Origin of the sequence: Pseudomonas sp. I8001, assembly GCF_013385345.1 — a bacterium.
In the GTDB taxonomy this organism is placed as follows: Bacteria; Pseudomonadota; Gammaproteobacteria; order Pseudomonadales; family Pseudomonadaceae; genus Aquipseudomonas.
The window spans coordinates 78,763-91,339 of sequence record NZ_JACAQC010000012.1 but is presented as its reverse complement, the minus strand read 5'-3'; the positions used below and the strand labels follow the sequence as shown (position 1 = coordinate 91,339).

Genomic DNA, 12,577 nt, shown 5'->3' with positions numbered 1-12,577 from the left:
GGTAATAATTAAATATTTTTTGAAAACTTGCTTGACGACCCCCTGAAAAACCCGTTTAATGCGCCCCGTTGCCCAGATAGCTCAGTCGGTAGAGCAGGGGATTGAAAATCCCCGTGTCGGCGGTTCGATTCCGTCTCTGGGCACCACTAATTAGTTTCAGGTGGTGCAAATGTCATCTGAAACACACAAAAAACCCGCCTGGTGCGGGTTTTTTGTTGCCTGGCGTTTTTGACTCCTTCAGCCCCCGCCCCGCATCAACGTCAACACCGCAACCCGCTCCTGCTCGGAGATGTGAAAACCACTCTCCTCCACGCGCGCAATCCAATCCTGCGCCGAGAGCGACTCGCCAAAACGCACCAGGCGTCCGTAGCGCCTGAACACAGCCTCCAGCACGCTGATCATCGAGGGGTAGCTGCAGCCTCCGTCAAAACAGATGCTGAGGCCGCCAAGCCAGGAACGGCCGATCACGTGGGCACTACCGACGCTCTCGGCACCGGCATACTCAAAATCCATTTTTACTGCTTCCATGTCGCACCCAAACTCATCACCACGAAAGTACCCAAGCCTGGCAGGCGCCTGTTTTGCGGCAGGCTGCGAAGCGCTCCAATCAGACCAACCGGTCATCCAGGCGGCGACCATACAGTAAGACGATCCAAAGCGCCGGTTATCAACACCTCATTCCGACCCCATTGCTCCATCCTTAATTCCCCAGTGATCGCCACTCTTGTCGGCGTTACCACCGACAAGGATGTCAAGGCGACTGAGTCACTTCACCAGGAATACCAGCAGCGGGTTGTCATTCAACCGCCCATTGAACACCGGCGCCATGTGTTCCAGCGGCGTGCCGCTGAGCAATGCGGTTTGCTTGCGCTCCACAATCACCCAGGCGGGGCGCGGTAGCGTATCCACCAGCAAGGGTTGGTTGCGCCCAATGAACAGCGGCTGCTCGTCGTGATCCAGGTTCATGATGTAGCGAATCGCCCAGGTGTCCTTGGCCAGATCGACGAACACCAGGGTCCCGGGATTATCGGCACGCAGCTTTTCCACCGCGCTTACGAAGTTCCTGGTGTCGAATTGCAGGTCCTTGGCCGGCTCCACAACCTTCACCAGCACCAGCCATTGGGTGGCCAGCGCAATCACGCTGAGCACCACCAGGCGCTGGCCGAGATTGCCCTGCAAACGGCGCCAGGCAATCACGGCTGCGAGTTGCAGCACGATCAGCACACCCACCAGCGCCGGCACTGAAACGTCCGGCCAGTAGCCGTGCTTGTGCCACAGATGCCGACAGACAAACACCACGACAATGCCCAGCACCGGCAGGACCGCCACCAGCCACTCATAGCCACGCCGCACGCCGAGCAACCAACCCTGGGCCTGGAGCAAGCCATAGGCGGCCACCGCGGCAAACATCGGGACCATGGGCACGATGTAGTAGGCGCGCTTGAAGTGCGGCACCGACAAGCCCAGCAAAATCATCAGGCCGCAGGCGGCCAAGCGCAGCATCAACTGCACATCGGCATCGTCGTGGCGGGCCGACCATTTGTGGCGCAGGGCAATCATCGTCGCCAATGCCAGCGGCACCACCGGGAAATAGCGGTACAGGCTCAGCTTGAAGTAGAAGTAGAACGCCTCACCGGTTTCATCAAGGCGCCCGGTGAATTGCATCCGCAGCACATCATCGACGAAAGCATCGCCACCGCTGATCCGTGCCAGTTTCAACAGCGCCCACCAACAGCCGGCCAGCAGGATCAAACCGACCACTCCGTGGGCAATCACCTTTTTCAGCAGCGCAATCCGCTCTTGCCGCGTACGAGCGGTGCCCAGCGCCCAGTAGACACAGGCCACCCCGCACACCTCGATCAACCCCAGCGGCCCGCGAATGGCAAACGCCACCACGAACAACGGAAAGATCGCATATTGGCGCAGACGCGAGCCCAGGCGCTCACCGCTATGCAGCAGGTAGAAACACCCCAGGCACAACAACGAGATCATCTGGTCCAGGCACACCGAGCGCGACTTCTCCAGCAACTGGGCAGTCAATGCGGTGAGCAGCACCGTCAGCAATGCCCACGCCCGACCGGACGGCACCAGCAAGCGGTAGACCAGCGCCATGACCCCGGCAGACGCCAGGGCGGTGGGCATCACGTTAGCCAGGTCGTTGGGCGCGCCGAATAAACGGGCAAAGAGGTAGCTCAGGTAGGTCGCGGTGCCCGGATAGTCCGGGTAAGGCTCACCGTAGGTGGTAGGAAACAGGCTCGCACCGTGGCGAAACATCTCTTGCATGAACACGGCCCAGCGGCCGTCGAAGCCCTGTGGCTGCTGGTCCCAGATGCCCAGGGTGAACAGCAGCAAGGCGATAAGGAAAATACCCAGCGATTCCATTCGAAAGCGATTGTGTTGATCCATTATTCAGCCTGTCAGGTGGGGTAAACCGGCTCATGTTGCCGAACGCCACCCTGAATAAGCCCTGAACGGAATCAAACATTCATCCGCCTAACGACGAGCGGGCCAGACCAGCAGCGGCAGCAGGCGGATATAGAGTAGCTCCCCTACCAATTCCACCAGGGTTTGCGTGATCACCGCTGCAGCAGCGAGCCCGCGGATCTCTTCGGGCAACGCCAGCGCCAGCGGCAGCACCACCAGGGAATTACGCGTGGAGGCGCTGAAGGTGACCGCCCGCGCCGTGGGCGCCGATAGCTTGAACAGGCGCGAAGCCAGCGCCCCCATCAGCGGGGCCAGCAACAGGAAGCCGATATACACCGGGATCACCGGCGCCAGCAGGCCGATATCGCGGACCACGGCGGTGATCTGCGAACCGATCACCACCATCAGCACCAGCGCCATGGCCGGCACGGGCAGCCAGGCCCAGGCATCGTTCCAGGCACTGACGACCGGTGAGCGCCGGGACAGGGATGTGGTCAGCACCGCCAGAATCATGGGCGCAACGATCAGCAGCAGGAAGGCCTCGACAAACGGCCCCACTGCAACCACCACCTGCGACTGCGCCCCCAGCATCAACCCCAGGTAGACCGGCAACAGCAGCAGTTGCAGCAACAACAGAATCGGGGTCGCTGCCAGCATCAACCGCGAGTCACCCTTGCCGATATGGGTAAACACCACCACGTAGTCGATGCACGGCGTCAACAGCACCAGCAACGCACCCACCAGGATCGCCGGGTGTTCCACCAGGCCCCGAGTCAGCGCCCACACCAGCAGCGGAATCAGGATGAAGTTGGCCAGCAGCAACGCGGCCATGAAGTGTTTGTTGCCCAGCCCCTGGCGCAGGTCCAGAAACGGGATTTGCAGGAACATCGCGTACATCAGCACGGCGATGGCGGGCGTAACCAGGGCAGCCACACCTTGAACCATGGAGGGCGCCAGCAGGCCGACAACGGCAGCCAGCACCACGCTGGCGAAGTAGATCGGGATCTGGTTTTGTTCGAGGGTGTCGCGGGTCATGGGCCGGCTCTGGTGGGCGAAAGGGTCTAAGCCTAGGCATCTGTGCCGCTCAGGTCGAGCCTCAGAAAAATCCCCGGGGTCTTCATAGCAGAAATTTGTTAGTTTCGACTTCTCATAAAACTGCGCACGGGCCTTTGACACCCCATCGAAAGCGCAATGATCGAGCCTGTTCATGAACCTGCCAGCCCGACCTCAAGCCGAAGCATTCCGCGAGCCCACAGCCGATGGGCATTCCATCGGCGGCTTCACATGGCGCCATCCGCGCACAGACGTTGAACGCCCGGTCGTCATCATCAACGCCGCCACCTCCGTACGCTGCCGTCACTACTCACGGTTTGCCAATTACCTGTTTGCCAATGGCTTCGACGTCATCACCTACGACTACCGCGGCATCGGCGAATCCCGCAGCGGCTCGCTGAAAGGGTTCAAGGCCTCGTGGTCGGATTGGGGCGTGCTGGACTTCGAAGCGATCCTGCAGCGGGCCCAGCGGGAGTTTGCCGGCCAACCGATTGATGTGGTCGGGCACAGTTTTGGCGGATGTGCGGCGGGGCTCGGGGCTTCCGGCGCAGTGATTCGGCGCCTGGTGACGGTAGGCGCGCAGTTTGCCTACTGGCGCGACTACGAGGCGAGCGGGCGCTGGCGGATGCTTGCCAAATGGCATGTGGTGATGCCGCTGGTGACAGCGGTTTTTGGCTACTTCCCGGGCAAACGCATAGGCTGGCTGGAGGATACCCCGGCGGGCGTGGTACGCGACTGGAGTACGCCGACGCCGAGTTATGAAAAACGTCCGAGTGGGCGAGCCTTGCCCGAGTTGCCGTTTTCGCGGGTGAAGGCACAGATATTGGCCATCAGCATTACCGACGATCCGTTTGGTACCGTCGCAGCAATCGAACGCCTGCTGGGTTACTTCGACGGCAGCGAGCGCACGCATCTGCGAATCGCGCCTGAAGATATCGGCGAAAAAGAGGTCGGACACTTCGCATTCTTTCGCAGCCAGTATCAAGATCGGTTGTGGCCGATTGCATTGGCTTGGCTGCAAAGGGGAGAGTTGGCCAACGGCACGCCGGGGCGCCAAGTGACGGATCGCACCTAGAAAGCCTTGGGATTTCTCCAGACCTGCGCTTCAATACCCCACCCCCAGATCCTGACACCAAGGACGTGAGCCCATGGCTTCGCCGAACAAGCAGCAAAAACGCGCCCACCGGGCAAAAGCCAAGGCCAAGCAGAATCGCACCCAACGCGCCGTCGCCACCAAGCCGGATGCCTTTGCCGGCGATGACAGCCGCATTGATCTTGAATCGGTGGATTTGACCGAGCTGTTCCTGGAGATGCGCACCGCTGGCGAAACCAGCCAGCAGGCGCTGTGTGCCGTGTTCCTGGCGCACCCGCTGCTGGCAGTGGTACTGGAGCAGGAAGGCGAAGAAGAAGCGACGGACTTTATCCTCGCGGCGCTGATCGAGTATCGCCAGTGGGCCACGGATACCGAGGATGAAGCGGCAGCGCTGGCGTGGATTGAATCGCCGGAATTCCAGGCCGATTACGTCGCGGCGTCACAGGCGCTGGTGAATTCCGAAGACTAATACAAAACGAAATGTGGGAGCGGGCTTGCTCGCGAAGGCAGTGTGTCAGTCAGCTCAAATGTCGACTGATCCACCGCATTCGCGAGCAAGCCCGCTCCCACATTTGATCAACGGTATTGCGACGAAAGCACTCCGTCAGTTAAGCACCGCCGCCCCAACCTTCCGGCCCTTGCGCCGACGCGACACCATCAGCCCCGCCGCAACGACCAGCAAGCTCAGGATCCCGGTGGCAATGATCTCCACCTGATGCGCTTCCTGGAACAACATGATCGTCAGCACGCCCACGATGAACACGATCACCGCATACGTCAGGCCCGGGAACAGCCACATCTTGAAGGCAATCTTCTCGCCCGCTTCCGTGCGTTTCTGGCGCATGCGCAGTTGCGACACGGCGATCACCAGGTACACCAGCAGCGCGATGGCGCCGGAGCTGGCCAGCAGGAATTCAAACACCGCCGCCGGTGCCACGTAGTTGGCGAATACCGCCAGGAACGCCGCGCCGGTAGACAGCAACACCGCCCAGTAAGGCGTGCCGCTCTTGTTGGTGATCTTGGACACCGCCGGTGCATCACCGCGACGGCCCAGGGAGAACATCATGCGCGAAGCGGTGTACAGCGCCGAGTTCAGGCAACTGGTCACGGCCACCAGCACCACCAGGTCAACGATCAGCTTGGCATTCGGGATGCCCATGCGTTCCAGCACGGTCTGGTAGGAACCGACCGCTGCCAGCGCAGGATCATTCCACGGCACCAGGGCCACGACGATGAAGATCGACACCAGGTAGAACAAGCCGATCCGCCAGATCACCGAGTTGGTGGCCTTGGAAATCTGCTGGCCCGGGTTCTTCGATTCAGCGGCCGCGATGGTCACGATCTCGGTGCCCATGAACGAGAACATGGTGGTCAGGATCGCCGCCAAGACCGCGCCCATGCCGTTGGGCAGGAAGCCCTGGGTGTCGAACAGGTGCGAAACGCCGCTGACCTGGCTGCCCGGCAGGAAGCCGAAGATCGCCAGGATGCCGAGGATCACAAACCCGATGATCGCCACCACTTTGATCAGCGCAAACCAGAACTCGAACTCGCCGTAGTTCTTCACACTGAACAGGTTGGTCGCGGTCAGCAGCAAGGTAATGATCAGGGTGAAGGCCCAGATCGCCACGCCGGGGAACCAGGCGTGCAGGATGGTCGCGGCAGCGTTGGCTTCCAGCGGAATCACCAGCACCCAGAACCACCAGTACAACCAGCCGATGGTGAAACCGGCCCAGTGCCCGATCGCACGGTCGGCATAAGTAGAGAACGAACCCGTGTCCGGCGATGCCACGGCCATCTCGGCCAGCATGCGCATCACCAACACCACCAGCGTACCGGCGGCGGCATAAGCCAGCAGCACGGCCGGGCCCGCCGCAGCAATCGCGTGGCCGGAGCCCACAAACAACCCGGCACCGATAACGCCGGCAATCGACAGCATGGTGACGTGACGCGGTTTGAGCCCCTGTTCGAGGTCATTGGAGCTTTGCGTACTACTCATTGACACACCTTTGCGAGGAATTGCGAATACGGTCCACCCGGTCTGGCGTCTTTCTCGTGAAAAGAAACCAACGGGGCGTTCTTTATTTTTTACGCAAGATTTGCGCCAAAATGTTACAGAGCCGCGATTGACGCGGGCTGTAGGGAAACTCAATAGCTCTCGTAAGTCACTGACACTAATGGCATTCCGCTATAGCGTTACTGTGCGACTCACTTGAAAGACGAATCAGCGCACCAAAAACACACACAATTTGTGCGTGACGCCCCATAAAAGGGCTGATAAGGACCGTTCGCCGGTTTAACCCTTCCAACACCCGGCCAAAGCTGGCACCATCGCGCCCTTTTTTACGCGAAACCTGTAGGAATACTGGTTCAAACGGCTGTTCGGTTGTTGATGGCGCGACACACTGCTGTGCCGATGCGACACCCTGCCGCAGACCGTCTGTTTACCGCCTGCAGGGCTGTTGGCTGTCATCCGGACGCTATGCTAGCTTGGCGCCTCGCCAGGAAGGCGGGCCAACAGCAGGAGCGCAATGAACACAATGAGGACCGCACATGGCTGAGGCCACGCCCGCGCTTGAAATCCGCAACTTGCATAAACGCTATGGTGAGCTGGAGGTGCTTAAAGGTATCTCGCTGACCGCCCGCGACGGCGATGTGATCTCGATCCTGGGTTCCTCCGGTTCCGGCAAGTCCACGTTCCTGCGCTGCATCAACCTGCTGGAAAACCCGCACCAGGGGCAAATCCTGGTGGCCGGTGAAGAGCTCAAGCTCAAGGCTGCGAAAAACGGCGAACTGGTGGCCGCCGACGGCAAACAGATCAACCGCCTGCGCAGCGAAATCGGTTTTGTGTTTCAAAACTTTAACCTGTGGCCGCACATGAGCGTCCTCGACAACATCATCGAGGCCCCGCGCCGCGTGCTCGGCCAGAGCAAGGCCGAAGCCACTGAAATCGCCGAAGCCTTGCTGGCCAAGGTCGGCATCATTGACAAGCGTCATGCCTACCCCGCGCAACTGTCCGGCGGCCAGCAACAACGCGCCGCGATCGCACGCACCCTGGCCATGCAGCCCAAAGTCATCCTGTTCGACGAGCCCACATCGGCCCTTGACCCGGAAATGGTTCAGGAAGTACTTAATGTGATCCGCGCCCTGGCCGAAGAAGGCCGCACCATGCTGCTGGTCACCCATGAAATGGGCTTTGCCCGCCAGGTGTCCAGTGAAGTGGTGTTCCTGCACCAGGGCCTGGTCGAAGAGCAAGGATCGCCACAGCAGGTATTTGAAAACCCGCTTTCGGCGCGCTGCAAACAATTCATGTCCAGCAACCGCTAACGGAGCAACATGCATGCAGAACTATAAAAAATTCCTCTTGGCCGCCGCTGTTTCGATGGCGTTCAGCGCCACGGCGATGGCTGAAACCTTGAAAATGGGGATCGAAGCGGCCTACCCGCCGTTCAACAATAAAGATGCCAGCGGCAACGTCGTCGGCTTCGACAAGGACATCGGCGACGCCCTGTGCGCCAAGATGAAAGTCGAGAAGTGCGAAGTGTATGTCTCCGACTGGGACGGCATCATCCCGGCCCTGAATGCCAAGAAGTTCGACTTCCTGGTCTCCTCGCTGTCCATCACCGATGAACGCAAGCAGGCCGTCGACTTCACCGACCCGTACTACTCCAACAAGCTGCAGTTCATCGCGCCCAAAGCCAACAAAGACTTCAAGACCGACGCGGACTACCTGAAGGGCAAGATCATCGGTGCACAGCGCGCAACGCTGGCCGGTACCTACCTGGAAGACAAGCTGCCGGACACCACCGCCAAGCTCTACGACACCCAGGAAAACGCCTACCTCGACCTGACTTCCGGCCGCCTGGACGGGATGCTCGCCGACAAGTACGTGCAGTACGAGTGGCTGAAAAGCAAAGACGGCTCCGCCTACGAATTCAAGGGCGACCCGGTGGTCGAGAGCGACAAGATCGGTATCGCCGTACGCAAAGGCGACCCGCTGCGCGAGCGCTTGAACAAAGCCCTGGCTGAAATCAAGGCCGACGGCACCTACAAGAAGATCAACGACAAGTACTTCCCTTTCAGTATCGAGTGATCCTGAATGGCCTGCCCGGCGTGCTCGCTTGAGTGCGCCGGTCCTGAGCTTTGCCTTGCGAAACGACTAAACCATGAATTTCGACCTCTACGGATTCGGCCCGGCGCTCGCCGCCGGCGCGCTGATGACCGTCAAGCTGGCGCTCACCGCCCTGTGCCTCGGGCTGGTGCTCGGGCTGGCCGGCGCCCTGGCCAAGACTTCCCCGTACAAGCCGCTGCAATGGCTTGGCGGCAGCTACTCCACCCTGGTTCGCGGCATCCCGGAACTGCTGTGGGTCCTGCTGATCTACTTCGGCACGGTCAACCTGATGCGCTCCCTCGGGGAGTTTTTCGGCAACCCCGACCTTTCCCTCAGCGCTTTCGCCGCCGGGGTGATCGCCCTGGGCCTGTGCTTTGGCGCCTACGCCACGGAAGTCTTCCGCGGCGCGATCCTGGCCATTCCCAAGGGCCACCGTGAAGCCGGTGTCGCACTGGGCTTGTCGAAGGTCCGGATCTTCACCCGCTTGATCATGCCGCAGATGTGGCGCATCGCGCTGCCGGGCCTGGGCAACCTGTTCATGATTCTGATGAAGGACACCGCGCTGGTCTCGGTGATCGGCCTGGAAGAAATCATGCGCCACGCGCAGATCGGCGTGACCGTCACCAAGCAGCCCTTCACCTTCTTTATGGTCGCGGCCTTCATGTACCTGGGCCTCACTGTCCTGGCGATGACCGGCATGCACTTCCTGGAAAAACGTGCCGCGCGCGGCTTTGCGAGGAGCACGCAATGAGTGGCGACTACAGCTGGCTGTCGCATTTCGACCTGGGCCTGAACTGGGCCGTGATCATCAAATGGCTGCCGAAACTGGCCCAGGGCGCAACCCTGACCCTGGAGCTGGTGGCCATCGCCGTGATCGCCGGCCTGCTGCTGGCAATCCCGCTGGGCATCGCCCGCTCGTCACGCCTGTGGTACGTGCGCACCCTGCCCTACTGCTACATTTTCTTCTTCCGCGGCACGCCGCTGCTGGTGCAGCTGTTCCTGGTGTACTACGGCCTGGCACAGTTCGACGCCGTGCGTGAAAGCTTCATGTGGCCGTACCTGCGGGACCCGTTCTGGTGCGCCACCGCCACCATGACCCTGCACACCGCCGCCTATATCGCCGAGATCCTGCGCGGCGCGATCCAGGCCATCCCGCCGGGTGAAATCGAAGCCGCGCGGGCGCTGGGCATGTCCAGGCCCAAGGCGCTGTTCTACATCATCCTGCCGCGTGCCGCGCGCATCGGCCTGCCGGCCTACAGCAACGAAGTGATCCTGATGCTCAAGGCCAGCGCCCTGGCCAGTACCGTGACCCTGCTGGAACTGACCGGCATGGCCCGCACGATCATTGCCCGCACCTACCTGCCGGTGGAGATCTTCTTCGCTGCCGGCTTGTTCTACCTGCTGATGTCCTACGTCCTGGTGCGCTTCTTCAAGCTGCTGGAGCGCTGGTTGCGGGTCGATGCCTGCCAGGGCCGCTGACGCCTTGTTGACGGGTGAGCACCTGCTCGCCCGCTTCCAGGCGCTGGATACGTTCCTCACCGAACATCAAGGGCTGTGGCGACCACGGCCCTTTACCCATCTGCAATTGCCGTGGGAAACCCAGCATCCCGAACTGGCCCATTGGTTGCGCCAGCGCTCGCTGGCCGAAGCGGAAACCAGCCATAACCAGCCTCACCACTTGCCGGCGCCTGCGCCTTTCCCTGAGCTGGCCATGCAGTCGCTGAATCTCAGCGCTGTGGATAACTTACCATCCCGCCCGCTACCCGCCGCCCGCCATCGCCTGAACGTCGATGTACCCGGCCGCAAATGGCAGCAGATCGAAGCCTTCGGCGCCGCACTGCAATTTCGCCAAACCCCCGAACACTGGCTCGACTGGTGTGCCGGCAAGGGCCACCTCGGCCGCCGCCTGTTGCAACCCGGGCAGCAACTGACCTGCCTGGAATACGACCCGGCCCTCATCGCCTCAGGGCAAGCCCTCAGCGAACACCATCAATTGCCCATCACCCATCGCCTGCAAGACGTGATGGCCGACGTGCAGATCAACCGTGACCAAACCCCAGTGGCACTGCACGCCTGCGGCGACCTGCATGTGCGCCTGCTCCGACTGGCCAGCGCCGCCGGCTGCCAGCAGTTGGCCGTGGCGCCCTGCTGCTACAACCGCATCCGCGCCGAGCAGTACCCGCCGCTGTCGATTGCCGCCCAGGCGTCGTCACTGCATTTATCGGTGGAAGACCTCGGCCTGCCGCTGAGCGAAACCGTTACCGCCGGCGCTCGGGTGCGTCAGCAGCGCGATACGTCGATGGCCAGGCGCCTGGGTTTTGATGTTCTGCAGCGGCAACTGCGCGGGAGCGATGCTTACCTGCCCACTCCGTCCCTGCCCGCGAGTTGGCTGGCCAAGCCGTTCGCCGACTACTGCCGCGAACTGGCGGCCCTCAAGGGATTATCCACAGGGGAACAGCATTGGTCGGCACTGGAGGCCCAAGGCTGGCAGCGCTTGGCGCAGGTGCGAAACCTGGAATTAGTGCGTGGTCTGTTTCGGCGCCCGCTGGAAATGTGGCTGGTGCTGGACCGGGCATTGTTTCTCGAAGAAAACGGTTACAGGGTTCAAGTCGGCAGCTTCTGCGAAACACCGCTCACCCCGCGCAACCTGATGCTGCTCGCCGAGCGCAATTAAAGGGCATTTTGTCGCAGTGTGCCCTGTGGATAACTCTGTTGATGGAATTCTGGCAGAGGCCCTGCCGGCAAGCTTCGCGGGGCAAAATGCTGACTGGTCATTTTTTGTTCACAAAATAAAACGCACGCAAAACAGGCAGTTGCAGCGTGATGAGAACCGCTCCGCAAAATTGCGGTTTGATGACAGGTCGAACCAACCGATTGTGCATAAGCATCTGAGGTTAGCGGCATAACCCGGGCTTTTCAGTGGGCAACCAGCAGGCGGCAAAGCGCGTTTATATCGTCACAGGCCATGCTTGCGGCTTGGTTATCCAGCGGATCGCTGCCAAAAGCCAGGGCCTCGCTGATCGCCGGATCCCGATGCACCACCTCCAACAGGCTGTCACCCAGGCGCTTCCTGAACACCTCGACCATGTCCAGGCTAAAGCCCGAGGTCTCGTCGAGTTGGTTGATCACGAAGTGGCAACGCAGCGCCGGCCGATCATCAAGGTGTGGCGCCAGCAACTGCTCCATCTGCTCCAGGGTGCCAAGGGAGGCCGCATCCGCCTGGGCGATGACCAGCACCACATCGGCCACGTTCAGTGCCTGATGCAGGTAGACGTTATTGCCCGCCGGGGTGTCGATGATCACCGTGTCCTGCTCACTCAAGCCCAGGGCCGACAAATGTTGCGCCAGCCAATGCGGCTCCTGTTTCAGCCAGCGCTGGAGGTCTTCCTGCTGACGGATATCGGTTTCGCCAAACGTGATCACCTGGCAACCGGCAAAGCCTGAATGAAGGATCTGGCTCCAGCGCTCGTTGTGCAGGCTGGTGCGCCCGATGCCGGGCAAGGTATGGCTCAGGCCGAAGTGGTGATAGAGCGCGTTTTGCGGGTCCAGGTCCAGCGCCACCACTGGCTGTCCCAGGCGCTGCAAACCGCTGCTCAGCGCGGTGGCCAGGGTGCTGCGGCCGACGCCGCCATTGACCGAAACCAGCGCTACCACCTTCGCCCGGATGTTCGCGGCTTCGCGGGACTGCTCGTTGGCACAAGGGGAATGTCGGGAGAACGACGCGCCACTGCCCATATTGAGGCTGGCACTGTCGTCGACCGGCATGTCTTCGAAGAACTGCAGCATCGAATCCATCCCTTGAACATCACTGGCAGTCGTCTTATCGAACAACACAAAAAGATCATCGGTACGGCTCATCGCCAACACTCCCTCACGACGCATCTTAAAGACGTGAAAGG

General features: G+C 61.0%; 12 protein-coding genes and 1 tRNA gene. 8 read left to right on the top strand and 5 right to left on the bottom strand.

Going from position 1 to position 12,577, the window contains the following annotated elements:
* Positions 1-70: 70 nt before the first annotated feature.
* Positions 71-146: transfer RNA gene (locus HX839_RS12775), tRNA-Phe, on the top strand.
* A 91-nt stretch (positions 147-237) separates the two neighbouring features.
* Here HX839_RS12775 and HX839_RS12770 read toward each other — a convergent pair.
* The 3 genes from HX839_RS12770 to HX839_RS12760 form a co-directional block, all read right to left on the bottom strand.
* A complete protein-coding gene (locus tag HX839_RS12770) occupies positions 238-639 on the bottom strand; it encodes a hypothetical protein (protein ID WP_256344708.1) in 402 nt (133 codons plus the stop codon).
* 126 nt (positions 640-765) lie between these two features.
* Positions 766-2,406: a glycosyltransferase family 39 protein gene (locus HX839_RS12765; RefSeq protein ID WP_177067128.1), complete on the bottom strand. Its 1,641-nt coding sequence runs from the start codon at positions 2,404-2,406 to the stop codon at positions 766-768.
* A gap of 87 nt (positions 2,407-2,493) precedes the next feature.
* Complete coding sequence (locus tag HX839_RS12760; RefSeq protein ID WP_177067127.1) at positions 2,494-3,459, bottom strand: arsenic resistance protein; 966 nt, start codon at positions 3,457-3,459, stop codon at positions 2,494-2,496.
* A gap of 172 nt (positions 3,460-3,631) precedes the next feature.
* Here HX839_RS12760 and HX839_RS12755 point away from each other — a divergent pair, with 172 nt between their 5' ends.
* Both HX839_RS12755 and HX839_RS12750 read left to right on the top strand, forming a co-directional pair.
* Complete coding sequence (locus HX839_RS12755) at positions 3,632-4,552, top strand: alpha/beta fold hydrolase (protein WP_177067126.1); 921 nt, start codon at positions 3,632-3,634, stop codon at positions 4,550-4,552.
* A 73-nt stretch (positions 4,553-4,625) separates the two neighbouring features.
* Positions 4,626-5,039 (top strand): hypothetical protein, encoded by a 414-nt coding sequence (locus HX839_RS12750; RefSeq protein ID WP_008435696.1) that lies wholly within the window; start codon positions 4,626-4,628, stop codon positions 5,037-5,039.
* A 135-nt stretch (positions 5,040-5,174) separates the two neighbouring features.
* On the opposite strand, the gene gabP is transcribed toward HX839_RS12750, so the two are convergent.
* Positions 5,175-6,566: a GABA permease gene (gene gabP / locus HX839_RS12745; RefSeq protein WP_003218057.1), complete on the bottom strand. Its 1,392-nt coding sequence runs from the start codon at positions 6,564-6,566 to the stop codon at positions 5,175-5,177.
* 554 nt (positions 6,567-7,120) lie between these two features.
* Here gabP and HX839_RS12740 point away from each other — a divergent pair.
* From HX839_RS12740 to HX839_RS12720, 5 genes are all read left to right on the top strand, one after another.
* Positions 7,121-7,894, top strand: a complete 774-nt coding sequence (locus HX839_RS12740) for an ABC transporter ATP-binding protein (protein ID WP_134325578.1) — start codon at positions 7,121-7,123, stop codon at positions 7,892-7,894.
* Positions 7,895-7,907: 13 nt separating this feature from the next.
* Positions 7,908-8,660: an ABC transporter substrate-binding protein gene (locus HX839_RS12735; protein ID WP_003218061.1), complete on the top strand. Its 753-nt coding sequence runs from the start codon at positions 7,908-7,910 to the stop codon at positions 8,658-8,660.
* Between the two features lie 73 nt (positions 8,661-8,733).
* Complete coding sequence (locus HX839_RS12730; protein ID WP_003218063.1) at positions 8,734-9,429, top strand: ABC transporter permease; 696 nt, start codon at positions 8,734-8,736, stop codon at positions 9,427-9,429.
* 38 nt (positions 9,430-9,467) lie between these two features.
* Entirely contained in the window at positions 9,468-10,157 is a 690-nt protein-coding gene (locus HX839_RS12725; protein WP_032899447.1) for an ABC transporter permease, read from the top strand.
* A complete protein-coding gene (locus HX839_RS12720) occupies positions 10,138-11,352 on the top strand; it encodes a methyltransferase (protein ID WP_177067125.1) in 1,215 nt (404 codons plus the stop codon). Before HX839_RS12725 ends, HX839_RS12720 begins: the two co-directional genes overlap by 20 nt.
* A gap of 242 nt (positions 11,353-11,594) precedes the next feature.
* On the opposite strand, the gene bcsQ is transcribed toward HX839_RS12720, so the two are convergent.
* Complete coding sequence (bcsQ, locus tag HX839_RS12715; protein ID WP_177067124.1) at positions 11,595-12,536, bottom strand: cellulose biosynthesis protein BcsQ; 942 nt, start codon at positions 12,534-12,536, stop codon at positions 11,595-11,597.
* Positions 12,537-12,577: the final 41 nt, after the last annotated feature.